Genomic DNA, 18601 nt, shown 5'->3' with positions numbered 1-18601 from the left:
GATTAAACGCGTATCAAAAATAGCTAAACCAAACCCCAGTCCAATAATCGGTGTCATAAGAGGGGAAATCAGCATGGCTCCAATAATGACAGCTGTTGAATTCATATTTAGACCTATAGAGGCAATAAAAATCGAACACATCAAAATCACTGTATCTCTTAATCGAACATGAAGGTCATCATATAGTTTCTCGCGGAATTCACGTGTTGAATAGTTTCCGGACATTGGTTACTCCTTTTATTTCATATAATCTTGTTTCTGCATGGATGATGGTAGAGAGACTTCTGTCCAAACTGACATGTTTTTAATTCTTACCTGTGATTCTTTTGAACATTATCTTTTAAATATCCATCAGTCCATCCTGCATATTATATAAAAAATTTTACATTCTTTCTCTGAAGAAATCAATTCATTTAAAAGATAGAGAAAGGAAGAAATTTTTGTCTCCTTATCTGAAGAAGAAAAACGATATCTCCTCTGAAAGTAGATACCGTTTTAATGTTTAAACAGTATGAGTTTGTAGCAGCAATCCTAGCAGATATCGCCAACAAATCCCGTGTTTCAAAATAAGACAAAGCAAAAAGATTGAGATGTCATGATCTCAATCTTTTTGCTTTGTCTTATTGGAAAGTCCAGCAATTGAGACTCCACATTTCTTCATAAGTTTGATATAATAAGAAGATAGAGATTGATAAGGAAAAGTAGCATTAGAAACAGGTATGTAAGATGAAAAAAATATTAGTAGTTGATGATGAAAAACCAATTTCAGATATTATCAAATTTAACATGGCAAAAGAAGGCTATGAGGTATTGACAGCCTTTGATGGTCGGGAAGCTTTGGAAGTCTTTGCGGCTGAGAATCCGGATATTATTATTCTAGATTTGATGTTGCCAGAGATTGATGGTCTGGAAGTGGCGCGTACCATTCGCAAGACCAGCAATGTGCCCATCATTGTCCTTTCTGCCAAAGATACAGAATTTGATAAGGTTATCGGACTTGAAATTGGTGCGGATGACTATGTGACCAAACCCTTCTCTAATCGGGAATTGCAAGCGCGTGTGAAGGCCTTGTTGCGTCGTTCGGAGTTTGCGGCTGATCCTCAGCTTGAAAATGAGGCCGATACGGAAATTGTCATTGGTGATCTTCACATTCTTCCAGATGCCTTCTTGGTTCAAAAAGGCAACAAAGAATTGGACTTGACCCATCGTGAGTTTGAATTGCTCTATCACCTTGCGACCCATGTCGGTCAAGTGATGACCCGTGAACACCTTCTTGAGACGGTGTGGGGCTATGATTACTTTGGTGATGTTCGGACAGTGGACGTGACAGTTCGTCGTTTGCGTGAAAAAATCGAGGACACACCGGGACGTCCAGAATATATCTTGACCCGCCGTGGTGTCGGATATTATATGAGAAACAATGATTGATCAACTAAAACAATTTGTAATGTCGTCGAACTTTGTCTTTGTTCTGATTACGGTTGGGTTTATCATTGTGGTTGCCTTGCTTCTCCTAGAAAACCGTAGGGACAATATCAAGCTCCGACAACTAAACGCCAAAATTAAAGATCTGATTGCTGGGGATTACTCCGAAGTGGTCGACATGCAAGGAAGCCCAGAGCTGACCGATATGACCAACAGTATCAATGATCTATCTGAGGTCATTCGTCTGACGCATGAAAACCTAGAGCAGGAAACCAAGCGGCTGACTAGTATTCTAGCCTATATGACAGATGGAGTGCTTGCGACCAACAGACGGGGTCAGATCATCATGGTCAATGAAATGGCAGCCAAGCAATTGAATGTCAATCCGGACGAGGTTCTCAATACCAGTATTCTTGATTTGCTTTCGCTTGGCGACGACTATGATTTGCGAAGCTTGATTACTGAAGTACCAGAGTTAACCATCGATTCCCAGGATGAAAATGGGGAGTACTTAAGCCTTCGTGTGCGCTTTGCCTTGATTCGTCGCGAATCAGGTTTTATCTCTGGTCTGGTAGCTGTCTTGCACGATACGACAGAGCAGGACAAGGAAGAACGGGAACGTCGCCTCTTTGTCTCCAATGTGAGTCATGAACTGCGAACACCTTTGACCAGTGTGAAATCCTATCTGGAAGCCCTAGATGATGGCGCTTTGTCAGAGCCGGTGGCACCAGATTTTGTCAAGGTTTCACTCAATGAAACCAACCGCATGATGCGCATGGTCACAGATCTTTTGAGCTTGTCACGAATCGATAATGAAACCAGTCAGTTGGACATCGAGTTGACCAACTTTACGGCCTTTATTACCTTTATTTTAAACCGGTTTGATAAGATCAAGAGTCAATCGCAAGAAGATACCAAGAAGTATGAACTGATCCGTGAATATCCAATCACCCCGATTTGGGTTGAAATTGATACGGATAAAATGACCCAGGTAATCGACAATATCTTGAACAATGCCATCAAATACTCACCCGATGGTGGGAAAATCAGGGTAGGGATGAAAACAACAGATGCCCAGTTGATTATCTCTATCTCAGATGAGGGCTTGGGAATTCCCAAGAAAGACTTGCCACGCATTTTTGATCGTTTTTACCGAGTGGATAAGGCGCGTAGCCGGGCCCAAGGCGGGACGGGTCTGGGCTTAGCCATTGCTAAGGAAATCATTAAGCAACACAAAGGCTTTATTTGGGCCAAGAGTGAATATGGTAAGGGATCTACCTTTACCATTGTCTTGCCGTACGACAAAGATGCAATTAAAGACGACTGGGATACAGAAGAGGAAGAATAAGGAGTCAATGACAGAAGAGGGATTTAAGTACAGTATTTTAGCTTCAGGTTCTAGTGGAAATTCTTTTTACCTTGAGACACCAAAGAAAAAACTGCTCATTGATGCAGGGCTCTCAGGGAAAAAGATTATGGGACTATTGGCTGAAATTGATCGCAAACCAGAAGATTTAGATGCCATTCTGATTACGCACGAACACTCAGACCATATCCATGGTGTGGGTGTTTTAGCGCGGAAATATGGGATGGATCTATATGCTAATGAAGCCACTTGGAAGGCTATGGAAGGGACCAAGTATCTAGGAAAGGTCGATGATGCTCAAAAGCATATCTTTGAAATGGGCAAAACCAAGACTTTCGGAGATATTGATATTGAGAGCTTTGGCGTCAGTCACGATGCTGCAGCCCCTCAATTTTATCGCTTGATGAAGGATGGGAAGAGCTTTGTCATGCTGACGGATACGGGCTATGTGAGTGATCGCCTAGCAGGAATCGTCGCGGATGCGGATGCCTATCTAATTGAGTCCAACCATGATGTAGAAATTCTTCGAGCAGGTTCGTATGCTTGGCGCTTGAAGCAACGGATCTTGTCTGACCTGGGCCACCTTTCTAATGAAGATGGGGCAGATGCCATGATCCGGACCTTGGGAAATCGCACCAAGAAGATTTATCTGGGGCATTTGTCAAAAGAGAACAATATCAAAGAATTGGCCCATATGACGATGGAGAATCAACTGGCTCGAGCAGATCTAGCTGTTGGCCATGATTTTGAGGTGCTAGATACCTCGCCAGATACCGCGACCCCTTTGACGAAGATATAAGGTAGAGAACCACCCGTGGGTGGTTTTTTATATGCCTATTTGAGGAAATCTATACCTAGTAATGAATTTGCTCTTTACCCAAAATTCGTGTATGATAGGAAAGAATGAATTCTGAGTGAGAGTCACGAGAGTAGAGGAGAAATAATAAATGAAAAAAATGATGTTATTACTGGCTAGTTTGGTTGCTTTAACAGCTTGTAGTCAGTCTAAGCAAGATACGAAAGAGTCGACTTCCAATCAAACGACGAAGGAAACAAAAGTATCAGAGTCTTCTAAAGAAGAAAAAGGTTTGAAATTTGTAGTAGCACCTCAGTATGAAGGTAAAACATCTGAGCTAATTGAGTTAGGAAAAAAATTGGTCAAGGAACATCCTGAACTCGGAAGTGAAGGTAATATGGCGCTCTACTTCACGGGAGCTATTTCTGAAGGAAGAGCAGCGCTCATGTTGGTCAATAAGACAGATGTGGATATCAAGAAAGATTTGAATTTTTCAATTACGTGGTCTTATGATAGCAAGACTATTTTTGAGAATCAAAAGGTTAGCTATTTCATCAAAGATAGTGGTGAATTACCCTCTCATACAGCAACTATGATATTATTACCATTGAACGAGGAGCAAATGAAGATTGTCGATGGAATGTCAGACCCTTCTAAGATGATACTTCGAATGTCAGATGTGAATGCTGTAGAGTGATTACGAAAAAAGAAACATACAAAGGAGAAGTAAATGCGCCTTGTTTATCTTACGATTGGTTTTGTGTCTTTGGGATTAGGAATTATTGGGATTCCTTTGCCGATTTTACCGACGACTCCCTTTTTACTGCTATCGATGGCCTGCTTTGCTAAAAGTTCCAAACGCTTTGAAACTTGGCTCTACCAAACCAAGCTTTATCAAACCTATGTAGCGGATTACCGAGAGACCAAATCGATTGCCAAAGAACGGAAGAAATGGATCCTTCTTCAGATCTACATTCTGATGGGCATTTCCATCTATCTGGCCCCGATTATTTGGGTGAAGCTCGCTTTAGGAACTTTGACGATTTTTATCACCTTTTATCTCTTAAAAGTGATCCCCAATAAGCCTGAAAAACCAACAGAAGAACATCCTGAGTAAAAATAGAGAATTCAGGACCTAGAACTAGGAAAAGAAGTGCGTTCGTGCTTCTTTTTTGGTATCTGAAACTTACAGTGAAGGAAAAAGCCAAATGCATGAAATTAATGGCCAACGTTGCTCACGAAATTGAACTGCGAGAGCTTGAATCAAAAATTGAAAAAGAGGTGTAGAAAAAATGGCAAATGAAGTAGAAAAAACAGCCATCAATGAAGTGTTGAGGACTGTTACACTAATTAATAAAAGGTTTGAAGAAATCATTGAATTACAACGTCAACAAGATCTAGCTATTTTTATCTTCGTGGTGTTCTTGATGCAAAAGATCAAGACCCTTAATGCTCGATAAAATAAGACCATTTTCTTTATAATCAGAATCTCGAAAACGTAAAGTATTAGATGTGATCAGATTGTAATCTGAACGTTCTAGCAATGATAAAATTTTATCTAACTTTTGATTTAACTTTTTATCAATAGATTCGAGAGTTGTAGCTTTGTCAAGACGGCTAATAGGCATTTTAAAGTTTTCAAAACTTTGCATTTTAGATTTGAGGTCAACTTTTGATTCTTCGATTCTTGACACATCTGTATCATAAAAAGTAGTACGGGTCGTGATGACATCAAAAGGAAGTTTTCCACCAGATTCTATGATCGGTACAAGCGGAAGCTCTAGCGCTTGTCTAAAACCTAGTTCGTAAAATGCATTTGGATTGTGTTCTGTCATATCCGCAACAACCATATGAGCAGTTTTTAGGTAGTTTATAATCGTTTCATTGATATTGTCTACTGCATTGACATGGTCAACGCGAATCGGTTTATAACCTAAATCTTCGCAAACTGGAGCAATAAGGTATTTATATACTTTGTCAGCCCGTTCTCTTGTGGGAGTACCAGATTCCCCAATTGCGCTTATAATGAAACAAACTTTATCAGACATAAATACTAACCCCAATCGTTTTTAGTTTATTATACCAAATAACGATAGGGAATTAAATAATAAGAAGGTGAAAGAATGAAACCTAAACGATATCCGTATAGCGGAAAAAGAAAAAAGCCTATCGAGGTGTCGATAGACTTACTAACAAGAATTAGCGCTCTTGAAGTAAAAGCAGCCAATTTGGCAAGTCACGAAATATTCAGAATTCCATCTTCACATTCTTCAACTGTATAACCTGCACTTATGCACTCGGAAATAATTTCATCTTTAGGAATTGCATAAAGCGATGGATCTATGTGACAAACCTTATATAATGGATCGCTTAGAATTGTTTGAATGGTGCGATCTAAATCATCCCAGTTATAGTTAGGATAATTCTTTTGAGGTCTAGGTCGTAATTTTGACATAGTGTTTCTCCTTTCCATTGAAATCTTGACTAAAACTGTGAGAGGCCTTAGCCAAGATACATTATAATGTAAAAGCTTTTGTTTTTCAATATATAGTGATAAAAAGGATTAAATATGTTGCGCATACACAACATATAGTGTTTAAAATGTAGGAAAAGATTGAACAACAATTAAAATCAAGGGGCTGGTCGGTGTATCGACTAGCTAAAAAGTCAGGTATTTCTCAATCGAATTTTTCTAACTTAAAGGCTGGAAAATTGAAAGAGATGTCTTGGACGAATATGTGCAAATTAGCTGATGCACTAGAGGTCAGCTTGGACGAATTTAGATAGGAGGTGAAAATTACATGGCTAATGCAAATGTTGATATTGTATATGAAATTTATGCAAATAATATTAATGATGCTATCGACGCAAAAAATAAAATCATCGCCAACACGCTTGACGATGAAAAAGTACATATCAATATTAAAACAAGTGGAGATGTTTGAACTGTAGTTCATTATGACAATGGAACTAAAATTAGCGAAACGCACGTAACAGCGCCATTGTAGATTGTCTTATAGTACTTGGAATCTCATCTGTTTTGTTAGATTCATTTAAAGTGTATGACATAGTCAAACCTATATTTGTATCCAGTGTAAAAGTATCTTGGTATACTTTCCTATTGTTATCTCTGTATGAAATCGTGATTTTCGATGATCCTTTAAAATCATCTTCAATATTAGAAGTGAATTTTTGACCAGGAGCAATCATGTTTCCAATAAGAGATTTAAAATTATGCTGATTATAGATACCTAGATCTCCATTGACGGTTATGTCGGTAATATAGGCAGGCGTCTTACCAAAATTTTTAATAACATAAACTCTTTGTCGGTCCTTTATTTCAAATAAATCGACAAAGACATTTACATATGGCCTAGCCATATCTTCCTCGGCTCGCTTTGTACGATGAAGGGATACAATGTTAAAAAAGAACCCTACTAGAGCAATAACTACAGTTGTATACAATGTCCAAGTTTGGACTTCAAGTTCAGTAAAAGGCATATAAAGCCCTCCTTTCTGTGACTATTATATCAGAAAGGGGTAAAAAAATAAGGAGGTGAAGAAATAAAGCCTACCATAAGAAAAGTGCGTTAAGTTGGTAAGATATAGAAATGCGAAAGTTGAAGAAACTTAAAATTCATGAAGCAAACTTACAAAACGTGATATTCAACTTATTGGATCGATATTTAAATACACCTAAAATATAGCAAAAGCAATCAACTGTATCTAATGGATATCTAATGGTAATCGTATTAAAATTTTGGTATACTTAAAGGTATGAATTTATTAGAAAGTAGGCTTCCTATGGAGAAATTACAAGCCCTGTTATCGGAACGGTTTCAGATCGTTTTTTCAGATAGCAGTTTATTAGATACAGCTTTTACACACACGTCTTATGCCAATGAGCACCGCCTCTTAAAAATTTCACATAACGAACGTTTGGAATTTTTAGGAGACGCTGTTCTTCAATTAGTTATTTCCGAATATTTGTATAAGGAACACCCAAACAGACCTGAGGGAGATTTGTCTAAATTCCGTTCCATGATTGTCCGTGAAGAAAGTTTGGCTGGTTTTTCTCGGGATTGCCAGTTTGACCGTTATATCAAACTAGGCAAAGGCGAAGAAAAATCAGGCGGTCGGGACCGCGATACGATTCTTGGCGATTTGTTTGAAGCCTTTTTAGGTGCTTTGTTGCTGGATCAAGGAGTGGAAGCGGTCAAGCGCTTTGTCTATCAGGTCATGATTCCTAAGGTTGAAACGGGTCAATTTTCCCAAGTTATTGACTACAAGACCCGTTTGCAAGAACTGTTGCAGGTTCACGGGGATGTGGAAATTCAGTACCAAGTGGTAAATGAGTCTGGTCCCGCTCATGCAAAGGAGTTTGAAGTGGAAGTGTTCGTGAACGGCAAAACCCTAGGACACGGTCATGGTCGCTCCAAGAAATTAGCGGAACAGGAAGCAGCCCGCAATGCAGTTGAAACGAGGAATGATGGCTCATGTATCTAAAAGAGATTGAAATCCAAGGCTTCAAATCCTTTGCGGATAAGACCAAGGTCGTATTTGACAAAGGAGTCACTGCTGTTGTAGGGCCAAATGGATCTGGAAAATCAAATATCACGGAGAGCTTGCGCTGGGCCTTAGGGGAATCCAGTGTCAAGAGTCTACGTGGGGGAAAGATGCCCGATGTCATTTTTGCAGGGACAGAATCGCGTAAACCGCTGAATTATGCTTGTGTCACGGTTGTCTTAGATAACCAGGATGGTTTTATCCAACAAGCGGGGAAAGAAATTCGGGTCGAACGCCATATTTATCGCTCGGGAGACAGCGAGTACAAGATCGATGGTAAGAAAGTACGTCTCAGAGATGTGCATGATTTGTTCATGGATACGGGATTGGGACGTGATTCTTTCTCTATTATCTCCCAAGGACGGGTAGAGGAGATCTTTAACTCCAAACCGGAAGAACGCCGGGCAATCTTTGAAGAAGCTGCTGGTGTCTTGAAATTTAAGACGCGGCGTAAGGAAACCGAGACCAAACTCAACCAAACCCAGGAGAATTTGGACCGTCTGGAGGACATCCTCTATGAATTAGAAGGACAGATCCAACCTCTTGAAAAGCAAGCGACTGTCGCTCGCCGTTTCTTGGAATTAGACCAAGAACGGCAGATTCTCTTGCTGGATGTTTTAGTTGCTCAAGTCGATTTGACAAAAGAGCTTTACGAAAAGGCTGATCAAGAAGAAAAGGCCATTCAAGAACAGTTGGCTTCTTATTACCAACGTCGTCAGGTCTTAGAAGAAGAGAATGTACGCATCAAGAAAGCCCGCCATCAGTTGGATGAGAGCTTAGCTGAGGACCAGGCCAGCTTGCTTGAGGTCACTCGTTTGATCAGTGATTTAGAAAAGCAAATCGAAGTAGCTAAGTTGCAATCGAGTCAAGCAGCCCATAGTCGCAGGGAAAATCTTGAGCGGCTGGATGCTGTTTTGGCCCGTCTGGAAGAAGCGAAACAAGAGCTGGCTCAAAAACAAGAGACGTTAGCTGTGCTTCAACAAAGGCTGACAGAGAACCGTCAGCAACAAGAAGAGTTGGAAAAAGAATTAGCCAACTACGAAGAAGATCCGGAACAAGTCATTGAGCATCTACGCGAGCAGTATGTCGCACTCTTGCAGACGGAGGCTGAAAAATCGAATGAGCGGACAGCGATTGAGAGCCGGATCCAAGCACTCCTGCAAGAATCTAGCCATCGTCAAGAGGATTTGGCCAAGGCACAAACAAACTTTGAAACTGCCAAGGAAAAAGAAGTCCGACAATTGGAAGAGTTGGATCAGGCACAAGCGACGGTCAAAGGTTTACTAGCAGAATACCAAGAGCAATTGGTAAAAGTGGAGCAGGCCAAAGCTGCCTACCAAGAGGCTCAAGCTGCCATGTTTGACTTGATGGATGAGAGCAAGAATAAGCGGGCGCGGATCAATAGCTTGGAAGCCATTCAGAAGAACCATAGTAACTTCTATGCTGGCGTCAAGAGCGTTTTGCAAGAAGCAGAACGGTTAGGAGGCATCTGTGGGGCTGTTAGTGAGAATTTGAGCTTCTCAAAAGACTACCAGACGGCGCTTGAAATTGCTCTGGGAGCAAGCAGCCAACAGATCATTGTCGAGGATGAAAAGGCTGCAACGCGAGCGATCGATTTCTTGAAACGCAATCGCTTGGGACGAGCAACTTTCCTTCCGCTAACGACGATCAAAGCCCGTCAACTATCTCCTCGGAATTTGGAATTGATTCAAGCTAGTGCAGGATTTCTAGGAATCGCGAGTGACTTAGTGACCTATGAGCATCGTTTTGAACAGATTTTCCAAAACCTGCTTGGCGTAACGGCCATCTTTGATACGACGGAGCATGCGCGTGAGGCGGCCCGTAAAGTCAACTATCAAGTTCGGATGGTGACCTTGGATGGGACTGAATTGCGGACCGGAGGATCATATGCCGGTGGTGCCAATCGTTCCCAAAATACGGTCTTTGTCAAACCAGAATTGGATAGTTTGAAGCAGGAAATGCAAGCTCTGGATGCTCGTTTGAGAGAAGCAGAGCAGGAGGTCGAGACCAAGGACAATCTGCTCAAGCAGGCGCAAGAATACCTGGCCTCTATTCAAAGCCAAGGTGAGCAAGCGCGTCTAGAGCAACAGCGGGCCCAATTGGCCTACCAACAAAGCCAAGAGCAACTGAAAGAAATTCAGGAACTCTTAGAAGCTTTGAAGTCAGAATTGGCAACAGATGCGACCCAGTCTCTCCAAGAAGAGCTGGAATCCCTTACTGAGCAATTAGCAAAAATTGAGCTTCAAAAAGAAAATCTGAATCGCGACATTGAAACCATGAAGTCGGACAAAGATGTCCTGCAACAAAAAGTACAAAACTTGCAAGAGCAATTGGCAGAATTGCGACTTCAACAGACGGAATGGTTGAGCCAACAAAGCTATGAGCAAACAGATGCTCGTCGCTTGGAAGAAACGATCTCCCAGTTGGAAGTAGAAGAGCATCAGTTGCAATTGCTGATTGAACAAGGCGATGCCCAAGTTCAAACAGTAGATGTGGAGCAGCTAGCCAATCAATTGGCACAGGCCCAAGCCAAGAAAACGGACTTGGAACAAGGGGTCATTCGGAAACGCTTTGAGCTAGATGATTTGGAAGGCCAGGCCGAAGATGTGGCAGAACAGATGGAACAAGCTCGCAAGAAAAACGAAGAGTGGATTCGTCAACAAGCCAAGGCTGAAGCGACACGTGAAAAGCATGCGGATCGTTTGAACAAGCTCTTAACGCAAATTACCGATGAATTCATGCAAAGCTTTGACCAAGCCAAAGAACAGGCCAAACCTGTTGAAAATCTTGTAGCAGCTGAAAACCAGCTCAAGAGCATCGAAAAAGATATTAAGGCACTTGGTCCAGTCAATGTGGATGCGATCGAGCAGTACGATGAGGTGAAGGGGCGCTTTGATTTCCTTTCCAGCCAGCGTGAGGATGTCTTGGCTGCGAAAAACATGCTTCTGTCCACCATCAACGACATGAATGACGAAGTTAAGGAACGCTTTAAATCAACTTTTGAAGCCATTCGTGAATCCTTTAAAGTCACTTTCCGTCAAATGTTTGGTGGGGGTTCTGCTGATTTGATTCTGACAGAGCCGGATCTTCTGACAGCTGGTGTTGAAATTTCTGTGCAGCCACCTGGTAAAAAGATCCAATCCTTAAACCTCATGAGTGGTGGAGAAAAGGCCTTGTCTGCCTTAGCTCTCCTGTTCTCGATTATTCGTGTCAAGACTATTCCATTTGTCATTCTGGATGAGGTAGAGGCTGCCCTAGATGAGGCCAATGTCAAGCGCTTTGGGGATTATTTGAACCGCTTTGATAAGGAAAGCCAATTTATTGTCGTGACGCACCGGAAGGGAACCATGTCGGCAGCTGATTCTATCTATGGGGTGACCATGCAAGAATCTGGGGTTTCTAAAATCGTCTCAGTAAAATTGAAAGACTTAGAAAATGAAGAATAATGATATTAAATTGATCGCTACGGATATGGATGGAACCTTTCTAAATGACCAACATCAGTACGATCAAGACCTTTTACGCAAGGTATTAGCAAGCTGCAAAGAAAAAGGCATCTATTTTGCTGCTGCAAGTGGCCGTGCCCTCCTTTCTCTCAAATCTCTCTTTAAAGGATTTGAGGACCAGATGATTTTCATTGCTGAAAATGGTAGTGTGGTAGAATTTCATGGAGACGATCTCTACGAAGCGACCATGTCCAAAGACTTTTATTTGGGTGTTTTTGAGGCTTTGAAATCCTCACCTTATGCAGACCCGAATAAGCTTCTTTTGACTGGGAAAAAAGGGAGCTATGTCATAGAAACAGTAGATCCCGACTATCTGGCCTTGAGTCAGCACTACAATGAAAACATTCAAAAAGTGAAAAGCCTAGCAGATATTCAGGATGAAATTTTCAAATTGACCACCAACTTTGATGCAGCTCTTGTACTTGAAGGTGAACAATGGGTCACTGAGAATATCCCAGGTGTCAAAGCGATGACGACAGGTTTTGAATCGATTGATATTGTACTCGATTATGTCGATAAGGGAGTGGCCATTACCGCCTTAGCGGATAAACTAGGGATCTCGATGGATCAGGTGATGGCTTTCGGGGATAACTTAAATGACCTCCATATGATGCAAGTCGTGGGCCATCCTGTAGCGCCAGAAAATGCACGTCCTGAAATCTTAGCGATTGCTGAAACAGTCATCGGTCACCATGTAACTGGTTCTGTCCTACGCTACATGGAGGAAATTGTATGAGTCAGATTTCCTTGATTGCGCTGGATTTAGATGGGACCCTTCTCAATTCAGAAAAAAAGATCTCCCCTCGCAATAGAGCAGCCCTCGCTGCTGTACAGGCCCAAGGTGTCAAGGTGGTTCTAACCACTGGTCGTCCCTTGAAAGCCATGGATTTTCTTTTGGAAGAATTGGGAACAGCAGGCCTCAAAGAAGAGTATACGATTACCTTCAACGGTGGTCTAGTGCAGCGAAATAATGGAGAAATCCTCTCAAAAGTTGTCTTGGCACCAGAAGATGTCGCAACCATTCATGATGAAACAGCCCGTCTAGGCCTTCCGCTGGATGCTATCAGTGAGGGAACGGTTTATGAGATTCATGCAGATCGAAAGTCTCTCTATTCCCTTTACAATCCCTACCTGAACTTTATTGAGACAGATTTTAAAGACCTGCCATCCACGATTTCCTACAACAAGTGTGTGACAGCAGTCGATCAAGACTTTTTAGATGCAGCGATCAAGCAGATCAAGCCGGATTTATTTCAAGACTATGAAATTTTTAAATCTCGGGAAATGTTGCTGGAATGGTGCCCTAAAAATGTTCACAAGGCAACGGGCTTAGTAGCTCTAGCTTCTATTTTGGGTCTTGAGGCAGATCAAGTCATGGCCTGTGGAGATGAAGCCAATGACCTGTCTATGATCCAATGGGCTGGACTGGGGGTTGCCATGGGCAATGCGATTCCAGCAGTGAAGGAAGTTGCAGCGCTTGTGGCCCCTGTTACCAATGACCAAGATGCTGTCGCATGGGCGATTGAAAATTATGTGCTAAAGGAGAGTGAATAAATGGGATTATTTGATCGTTTATTTGGAAAAAAAGAAGAAACTGAAAAAGTGCTTCCGTCTTCGGAAGAAGTGACGGAAAGTACTGAGGTTGAAGAAACTGTCAAAGAGGAGCCTACGGCTACCCAAAATGACAAGGAAGAGCAAAAAATCGCTGATATGGAGGCTTACTACCAAGAGCTCAAAGCGCGAATTGCAGCCACTCATCAACCTGTTTCAACCGTTGCTCAAGAAGAGCCGGCAGAGGAACCTCTTGTTGAAGAAATAGGAACTTCAGAGACTCCTGAAGTTCAAGAACCGGTAGAGGAGTCTCCAGTTGCCTTTGAACCTGCTCAAACAGAAGCAATTCCTCAAGAAGTTTCACCACTAGCTGATGACACGGAGACTGAGCCTCTTGAAGAAGTGAAAATTGAAGCGGAAGTTACTGAAGATGGTGAGGAAGCAGATGGGGCTAACGGTTCAGAAATGGAAGAAGAGTCACCAATTGCCTCTCCATCATCTGACGCTGAGCTAGTGGAAGGGAGCACGACAGAAGAGGAGTCTCCAGAACTAGTAGAAGCTCAGGATGAGGTTTCAGAACCTGAAGTATCAGAAGCGATTGCTCAAGTGAAGGAAACTTCAGAAGTGGCAGAAGCCGAGTCCAGACTTCCTCAAGGAGAAGCTGCTTCAGCCGTTGAGGAAAGAACTGTTGAAGAGGCAGAGGAGCCAATTCCAGAAGAGGTTGAGCCAGAGCAAGAAACCATTCAGGAAAAATACGATCGTAGCTTGAAAAAGACGCGGACTGGATTTGGAGCGCGCCTCAATGCCTTCTTTGCCAATTTCCGTTCAGTTGATGAAGAATTCTTTGAAGAATTGGAAGAACTCTTGATCATGAGTGACGTTGGGGTTCAAGTGGCCTCTAATTTAACCGAAGAGTTGCGCTATGAAGCCCGTTTGGAAAATGCCAAAAAACCAGATGCTCTCAAGCGCGTGATCATCGAAAAATTAGTGGACTTGTATGAAAAGGATGGCCAATTTAATGAAGCCATTCGTTTTCAAGATGGTCTTACGGTCATGCTCTTTGTTGGGGTCAATGGAGTTGGTAAAACCACATCTATTGGGAAATTAGCCCACCGCTACAAACAAGAAGGCAAGAAAGTCATGCTGGTTGCAGCAGATACTTTCCGTGCAGGAGCAGTAGCTCAACTGGCAGAATGGGGACGCCGCGTAGATGTTCCAGTTGTGACAGGTCCTGAAAAATCAGATCCTGCTAGCGTCGTCTTTGATGGAATGGAACGCGCGATCGCTGAAAACATCGATGTTCTGATGATTGATACAGCTGGTCGTCTGCAAAACAAGGACAACCTCATGGCCGAGCTGGAAAAAATCGGTCGCATTATCAAGCGTGTGGTACCTGATGCTCCGCATGAAACCTTGCTGGCCCTCGATGCATCAACCGGTCAAAATGCCTTGGTGCAAGCCAAAGAGTTTTCAAAAATTACGCCTGTAACAGGAATTGTATTGACCAAGATCGATGGAACGGCTCGAGGTGGGGGCGTCCTTGCGATCCGTGAAGAGTTGGACATTCCAGTGAAGTTGATTGGTTTCGGAGAAAAGATTGATGACATCGGACCATTCCACTCAGAAAACTTCATGAGAGGCCTCTTGGAAGGCTTGATTTAAGAGTCGAATAGAAAAAGACAAATTGTTGGAAGAACAATTTGTCTTTTTGTTTCCTTGCGCTATCAAAAAAACCACCCGAAGGTGGCTTTCCTTAATTCTTAGGTTCAGGTTTCCAAACCCATTCTGCTCCGTATTCTGCAAGGAGATCATCGGATGCAGTTGGTCCCATGGATCCAGACTTGTATTCATAGAGCGGTGCACCATTTTCGGCCCATAGTTTTTCAATCCGGTCAATCAATTGCCATGAAGCACGAACTTCGTGCCAGTGGCTGTAATTGGTTGAGTCATTGTTCAAAACGTCAAAAATTAATTTTTCATAAGGCTCTGGGGAAGCTCCAGTTGCAGTCGCATCTGTTTCGTAATCAAAGGAAATCGGTGCGATGCTGAATGTTTCTCCGACCTCTTTCCCGTTGATGCTCAATGAGAAACCTTCATTTGGTTGGATATAAATGGTCAAGACATTTGGTTGCAAACTATGTCCAAAGATGGAGTCGGTTTGCTTGAAGACCACATTGACCATGGTTCCTTTTTGAGTCAAGCGTTTTCCAGTACGGAAGAAGAAAGGAACTCCACGGAAGCGATCGCTATCAACAAAGAATGCACCAGAAGCATAGGTCTCTGTAGTAGACTCAGGGTCGACATTGGGCTCGCTGCGATAAGAGATATCTTTTTTCCCTTCGATCGTACCTGAATGGTATTGACCACGGATAAAGAATTTCTTTAACTCATCATCTGTTGGATTGTGCAATTGCTCAAAAACTTTAACTTTTTCTGCCCGAATCGCATCCTTAGTAAAGGTAGCTGGTTTATCCATGGCAAGCAATGACAAAAGCTGAAGGGTATGGTTTTGCACCATGTCCCGAAGGGCCCCAGAGTGATCATAGTAGCCACCGCGTTCTTCAACACCCAAGCGTTCAGCAAAAGTAATTTGGATATTGTCAATAAAATCTCGGTTCCAAAGATTATCAAAAATAAGATTTCCAAAACGAATGGCAAAGATATTTTGGATCATTTCTTTTCCAAGGTAATGGTCGATCCGGAAGATTTGTTCCTCATCAAAGGTTTCTTCCAATTCCTTGTTGAGCTGACTAGCCGTTTCTAGGTCTGTACCAAAAGGTTTTTCAACGATCAGGCGCTCAAAACCTTGTCCATCTACAATCCCTTCTGATTTTAGGTGTTTAGCAATGGTTCCAAAAAATTGAGGAGCCATAGACAAGAAGAAGACCTTGTTGTGTTCCGTTTGGTATTTTTCATCCAAGCTGTTTTGTAATTCGCGCAGGGCGATGTAATGTTCGGTATCATTGACATCGTGGCTTTGGTAGTAGAAATGACTAGCGAATTCTTGAGCTTGTTGAGGGCTATCGGCCAGATCTGTAATGGATTCTACCACGACTGATTCAAAGTATTCCTTGCTCCATGGTCTGCGGGCTGTTCCGATAACCGCAAAGTTTTCAGATAGATTTCCTGATTTATAGAGTCTAAAAAGGGATGGGTAGAGTTTGCGCTTGGCTAAATCTCCACTGGCCCCGAAAATGGTTACAATAACTTTTGAAGACATTTAAGTACCTATTTCCTATTTTATTAACCATATTTTACCATAAAATCTACAAGATTTCTTTGATGGAATCGTTGTTCCGAATATTTTCCGCTGGATGAGAGGATTTGAGAGGAAAGCATAGAAAAAGCTAGAATCAATGTAGATTCTAACTTCAATTGCTATAAGCTGTTTGGATCGACCACCGAAGAAACTTGGTAACTCCATCAGAATACGCGGTAGACATATGGATTGGCCGGTTTCGTAATGGTCTGGCAATCGCTAATGTGGAGGACAGGCAAGCTTTGCTTGAGTTGCTTGTGGTATTCAATGGACAAGGTTCCTTTCGCATGGATCCAGGTATTGTTTTCGAAATGCTGGGGAGCACCGGTTGTTAAGAGACCGTAGACGCCGGAATCTGCGATACAGTGAATGATCCCAAAGCGAAAGATAAATTGGCTGTCCTTGTTATTGGGATCATTGTAAACAAAGCCGGTCAGCTCGATCGTCTTTCCTGCAAATTGGTCAGGATAATCATAAAGTACTTCCATGACTTCCATGTAATTCTCAGTGGTCACCTGGATCACTTTTTTATCAACATATTTCTTTGCCGCCTGCTTCATTTCTGACTCATAGGCTGACTTGGTAAAATAGCTACTAGTATCTGGTTTGAGATACTGGGTTGTTGTCCCTTCGTCCTGCTGGATTTCCTTGGAAGATCCAGCCGCAACCGGGAAGTGGTAGCCTTTGGCAGAAACTGTTTGGGAATCCAGTGTCACTGTAGGGAAAAATAGCCCGACAAACAAAGGAATACAGAGCAAGAAAATACTCGCCACTTTTGCCCAGAAGCCAGAAAGATGACTGTGGATCTTCATCTGCTTGACCCAGATGATCAGCTGCACAAGAGCTAAAACAAAGGACAAGAACATGGAAATATAAGCCAAGTAAGAATAGTGTAAGTTGATGTATTGATTGAGCTTACCAGATAATTGCAGGTACATGGTGAGCTCAAAATAGCCAGCTAATATCAAGAAACGGATCATAGCACTACCCCCACAAACCAAGCATAAAGGAGCACAACTCCACTCACAATTCCGATAAATTGCCAGATAAAACGGGTCTTGAGATAATTTTTCATCATGAGGAGATTTTTAACATCAAGCATAGGCCCAATCACCAGAAAGGCAAGAACCGGCGCTACTCCAAAACTCGTCAGAAGAGAGGATCCAACAAAGGCGTCCGCCTCGCTACAAAGTGAGAGGAGGAAGGACAAGACCATGAGAAGGAGAATAGCAATAACCGGTGTTGCACTGATCGAGGTGAGGATCCGTGTTGGGACATAGACTTGGACGAGGCTGGCAAAGAGGCAACCAAATACCAGGTAGCGTCCCGTATCAAAGAATTCATCAATCGCTTGCACCAAGACTTGGAAGAGCTTTTGGCCTTTGCTCAAGTCCCTAAAATCATGTTCATGTACAGCCTTACGATGTTCTTTTTGGATCGAATCTGTCTGAATAAAACCAAGAAAGATCCCTAGCACCGTTGCGACCAAAAGGGAACCAAGGGCGCGGTAGAGGGCCATCTTGACAGAATTCCCAAAAGCTGAGTAGGTCGCAAAGAGAACGATGGGATTGATGACCGGTGCTGTCACCAAAAAGGGAACAGCAGTATAACTTGGGACTTTCTTTTCTAGAAAGCGATTGATAATGGGAACAATCCCACATTCACAGGAAGGAAAGATAAAGCCGATAAAGGTCCCAAAGAAGATCCGCCCAAATTTATTCTTGGGAAGAAAGCGGTAGACCCTCTCGGGGGTGATATAGACCTCAATAATCCCTGAAATGATACTTCCGATTAGGACAAACGGTAGGGCTTCGATAATAATCGAGAGAAAAATAGCCCCAGCCTGCAAGACGCTAGAGGGAAGGTGTTGAAAGAATGTCATTACTTAACCTTCTTTGCTTCTTTAGTTGTAGCAGTTTCTGCCTTCTTTTTTTCTTCAGGAAATTCTACTTTCTTTTCTACATCCGGAAAACTCGCAAAATTTTCAAACATTTTATCAAGATCATCTGTTTTTGAGAATTTAATAGCCATTGTTGGGCCTCCTTTTTATTTTCTTTCATTATAACAAAAAGGAAAGAGCAAGGGGGAAATGGAGCATAAAAGGAAAGAAC

20 protein-coding genes are annotated in these 18601 nt (G+C 42.3%); 12 read left to right on the top strand and 8 right to left on the bottom strand.

Annotated elements, in window-relative coordinates; all coding sequences use genetic code 11:
- Window positions 1-225 (bottom strand): DUF389 domain-containing protein (locus tag HMPREF2685_RS08150; RefSeq protein WP_148130463.1); only part of this gene is annotated, 225 nt, incomplete at its 3' end.
- Between the two features lie 501 nt (window positions 226-726).
- Here HMPREF2685_RS08150 and yycF point away from each other — a divergent pair.
- The 5 genes from yycF (at window position 727) to HMPREF2685_RS08125 (ending at window position 4704) form a co-directional block, all read left to right on the top strand.
- Window positions 727-1428 carry a response regulator YycF gene (yycF, locus tag HMPREF2685_RS08145; protein WP_003008151.1) on the top strand — a complete coding sequence of 234 codons (702 nt, stop codon included), beginning with the start codon at window positions 727-729 and terminating at the stop codon, window positions 1426-1428.
- Window positions 1421-2773 (top strand): cell wall metabolism sensor histidine kinase VicK, encoded by a 1353-nt coding sequence (gene vicK, locus HMPREF2685_RS08140; RefSeq protein ID WP_070466331.1) that lies wholly within the window; start codon window positions 1421-1423, stop codon window positions 2771-2773. Before yycF ends, vicK begins: the two co-directional genes overlap by 8 nt.
- 7 nt (window positions 2774-2780) lie before the next feature.
- The gene (locus HMPREF2685_RS08135; RefSeq protein ID WP_070466329.1) at window positions 2781-3590 is read left to right on the top strand and encodes an MBL fold metallo-hydrolase; all 810 of its coding nucleotides are present in this window, start codon (window positions 2781-2783) and stop codon (window positions 3588-3590) included.
- A 148-nt stretch (window positions 3591-3738) separates the two neighbouring features.
- Window positions 3739-4284: a putative periplasmic lipoprotein gene (locus HMPREF2685_RS08130; RefSeq protein WP_070466327.1), complete on the top strand. Its 546-nt coding sequence runs from the start codon at window positions 3739-3741 to the stop codon at window positions 4282-4284.
- 33 nt (window positions 4285-4317) lie between these two features.
- Window positions 4318-4704, top strand: a complete 387-nt coding sequence (locus tag HMPREF2685_RS08125; protein ID WP_070466325.1) for a YbaN family protein — start codon at window positions 4318-4320, stop codon at window positions 4702-4704.
- A gap of 280 nt (window positions 4705-4984) precedes the next feature.
- Here the strand turns inward: HMPREF2685_RS08125 and HMPREF2685_RS08120 are convergent, their stop codons facing one another.
- Entirely contained in the window at window positions 4985-5635 is a 651-nt protein-coding gene (locus HMPREF2685_RS08120; RefSeq protein WP_070466323.1) for a hypothetical protein, read from the bottom strand.
- Between the two features lie 188 nt (window positions 5636-5823).
- Window positions 5824-6042: a hypothetical protein gene (locus tag HMPREF2685_RS08115; protein WP_049497371.1), complete on the bottom strand. Its 219-nt coding sequence runs from the start codon at window positions 6040-6042 to the stop codon at window positions 5824-5826.
- A gap of 158 nt (window positions 6043-6200) precedes the next feature.
- Between HMPREF2685_RS08115 and HMPREF2685_RS10260 the strand changes: the two genes are divergently transcribed.
- Together HMPREF2685_RS10260 and HMPREF2685_RS10730 are read left to right on the top strand one after the other, a co-directional pair.
- Window positions 6201-6374 carry a helix-turn-helix domain-containing protein gene (locus HMPREF2685_RS10260; protein WP_049497373.1) on the top strand — a complete coding sequence of 58 codons (174 nt, stop codon included), beginning with the start codon at window positions 6201-6203 and terminating at the stop codon, window positions 6372-6374.
- 14 nt (window positions 6375-6388) lie between these two features.
- Window positions 6389-6532 (top strand): hypothetical protein, encoded by a 144-nt coding sequence (locus HMPREF2685_RS10730; protein WP_173018772.1) that lies wholly within the window; start codon window positions 6389-6391, stop codon window positions 6530-6532.
- Between the two features lie 31 nt (window positions 6533-6563).
- Here HMPREF2685_RS10730 and HMPREF2685_RS08110 read toward each other — a convergent pair whose 3' ends face one another.
- Complete coding sequence (locus HMPREF2685_RS08110; RefSeq protein ID WP_070466321.1) at window positions 6564-7088, bottom strand: hypothetical protein; 525 nt, start codon at window positions 7086-7088, stop codon at window positions 6564-6566.
- A gap of 303 nt (window positions 7089-7391) precedes the next feature.
- On the opposite strand from HMPREF2685_RS08110, the gene rnc reads away from it, so the two are divergent.
- From rnc to ftsY, 5 genes are read left to right on the top strand one after another with little or no spacing between them, the layout of a single operon-like run.
- The gene (gene rnc, locus HMPREF2685_RS08105; RefSeq protein ID WP_049515382.1) at window positions 7392-8093 is read left to right on the top strand and encodes a ribonuclease III; all 702 of its coding nucleotides are present in this window, start codon (window positions 7392-7394) and stop codon (window positions 8091-8093) included.
- Window positions 8084-11620, top strand: coding sequence for a chromosome segregation protein SMC (gene smc / locus HMPREF2685_RS08100; RefSeq protein WP_070466318.1), 3537 nt, complete (start codon window positions 8084-8086; stop codon window positions 11618-11620). The genes rnc and smc overlap by 10 nt, the downstream gene beginning before the upstream one ends.
- A complete protein-coding gene (locus HMPREF2685_RS08095) occupies window positions 11610-12416 on the top strand; it encodes a Cof-type HAD-IIB family hydrolase (RefSeq protein ID WP_070466316.1) in 807 nt (268 codons plus the stop codon). Before smc ends, HMPREF2685_RS08095 begins: the two co-directional genes overlap by 11 nt.
- On the top strand, window positions 12413-13234 hold the full coding sequence (locus tag HMPREF2685_RS08090) for a Cof-type HAD-IIB family hydrolase (protein ID WP_045759693.1): 822 nt from the start codon (window positions 12413-12415) through the stop codon (window positions 13232-13234). The genes HMPREF2685_RS08095 and HMPREF2685_RS08090 overlap by 4 nt, the downstream gene beginning before the upstream one ends.
- The gene (gene ftsY, locus HMPREF2685_RS08085; protein WP_070466314.1) at window positions 13235-14893 is read left to right on the top strand and encodes a signal recognition particle-docking protein FtsY; all 1659 of its coding nucleotides are present in this window, start codon (window positions 13235-13237) and stop codon (window positions 14891-14893) included.
- 91 nt (window positions 14894-14984) lie between these two features.
- Here ftsY and zwf read toward each other — a convergent pair whose 3' ends face one another.
- The 4 genes from zwf to HMPREF2685_RS10725 form a co-directional block, all read right to left on the bottom strand.
- Window positions 14985-16451 (bottom strand): glucose-6-phosphate dehydrogenase, encoded by a 1467-nt coding sequence (gene zwf, locus HMPREF2685_RS08080; RefSeq protein WP_070466312.1) that lies wholly within the window; start codon window positions 16449-16451, stop codon window positions 14985-14987.
- Window positions 16452-16654: 203 nt separating this feature from the next.
- Window positions 16655-17470 (bottom strand): TIGR03943 family putative permease subunit, encoded by an 816-nt coding sequence (locus HMPREF2685_RS08075; RefSeq protein WP_070466311.1) that lies wholly within the window; start codon window positions 17468-17470, stop codon window positions 16655-16657.
- Window positions 17467-18372 (bottom strand): permease, encoded by a 906-nt coding sequence (locus HMPREF2685_RS08070; RefSeq protein WP_014713646.1) that lies wholly within the window; start codon window positions 18370-18372, stop codon window positions 17467-17469. The genes HMPREF2685_RS08075 and HMPREF2685_RS08070 overlap by 4 nt, the downstream gene beginning before the upstream one ends.
- On the bottom strand, window positions 18372-18521 hold the full coding sequence (locus HMPREF2685_RS10725; protein ID WP_023918704.1) for an SPJ_0845 family protein: 150 nt from the start codon (window positions 18519-18521) through the stop codon (window positions 18372-18374). The genes HMPREF2685_RS08070 and HMPREF2685_RS10725 overlap by 1 nt, the downstream gene beginning before the upstream one ends.
- Between the last annotated feature and the right edge of the window lie 80 nt (window positions 18522-18601).

Origin of the sequence: Streptococcus sp. HMSC074F05, from assembly GCF_001808725.1 — a bacterium.
Lineage (GTDB): Bacteria > Bacillota > Bacilli > Lactobacillales > Streptococcaceae > Streptococcus > Streptococcus parasanguinis_I.
This window is presented reverse-complemented; position numbering and strand designations above follow the sequence as displayed.

Coding starts and splice junctions, on each gene's coding strand:
- yycF (WP_003008151.1), top strand. CDS start 727: ATGAAAAAAATATTAGTAGTTGATGATGAAAAACCAATTTCAGATATT.
- vicK (WP_070466331.1), top strand. CDS start 1,421: ATGATTGATCAACTAAAACAATTTGTAATGTCGTCGAACTTTGTCTTT.
- HMPREF2685_RS08135 (WP_070466329.1), top strand. CDS start 2,781: ATGACAGAAGAGGGATTTAAGTACAGTATTTTAGCTTCAGGTTCTAGT.
- HMPREF2685_RS08130 (WP_070466327.1), top strand. CDS start 3,739: ATGAAAAAAATGATGTTATTACTGGCTAGTTTGGTTGCTTTAACAGCT.
- HMPREF2685_RS08125 (WP_070466325.1), top strand. CDS start 4,318: ATGCGCCTTGTTTATCTTACGATTGGTTTTGTGTCTTTGGGATTAGGA.
- HMPREF2685_RS08120 (WP_070466323.1), bottom strand. CDS start 5,635: ATGTCTGATAAAGTTTGTTTCATTATAAGCGCAATTGGGGAATCTGGT.
- HMPREF2685_RS08115 (WP_049497371.1), bottom strand. CDS start 6,042: ATGTCAAAATTACGACCTAGACCTCAAAAGAATTATCCTAACTATAAC.
- HMPREF2685_RS10730 (WP_173018772.1), top strand. CDS start 6,389: ATGGCTAATGCAAATGTTGATATTGTATATGAAATTTATGCAAATAAT.
- HMPREF2685_RS08110 (WP_070466321.1), bottom strand. CDS start 7,088: ATGCCTTTTACTGAACTTGAAGTCCAAACTTGGACATTGTATACAACT.
- rnc (WP_049515382.1), top strand. CDS start 7,392: ATGGAGAAATTACAAGCCCTGTTATCGGAACGGTTTCAGATCGTTTTT.
- smc (WP_070466318.1), top strand. CDS start 8,084: ATGTATCTAAAAGAGATTGAAATCCAAGGCTTCAAATCCTTTGCGGAT.
- HMPREF2685_RS08095 (WP_070466316.1), top strand. CDS start 11,610: ATGAAGAATAATGATATTAAATTGATCGCTACGGATATGGATGGAACC.
- HMPREF2685_RS08090 (WP_045759693.1), top strand. CDS start 12,413: ATGAGTCAGATTTCCTTGATTGCGCTGGATTTAGATGGGACCCTTCTC.
- ftsY (WP_070466314.1), top strand. CDS start 13,235: ATGGGATTATTTGATCGTTTATTTGGAAAAAAAGAAGAAACTGAAAAA.
- zwf (WP_070466312.1), bottom strand. CDS start 16,451: ATGTCTTCAAAAGTTATTGTAACCATTTTCGGGGCCAGTGGAGATTTA.
- HMPREF2685_RS08075 (WP_070466311.1), bottom strand. CDS start 17,470: ATGATCCGTTTCTTGATATTAGCTGGCTATTTTGAGCTCACCATGTAC.
- HMPREF2685_RS08070 (WP_014713646.1), bottom strand. CDS start 18,372: ATGACATTCTTTCAACACCTTCCCTCTAGCGTCTTGCAGGCTGGGGCT.
- HMPREF2685_RS10725 (WP_023918704.1), bottom strand. CDS start 18,521: ATGGCTATTAAATTCTCAAAAACAGATGATCTTGATAAAATGTTTGAA.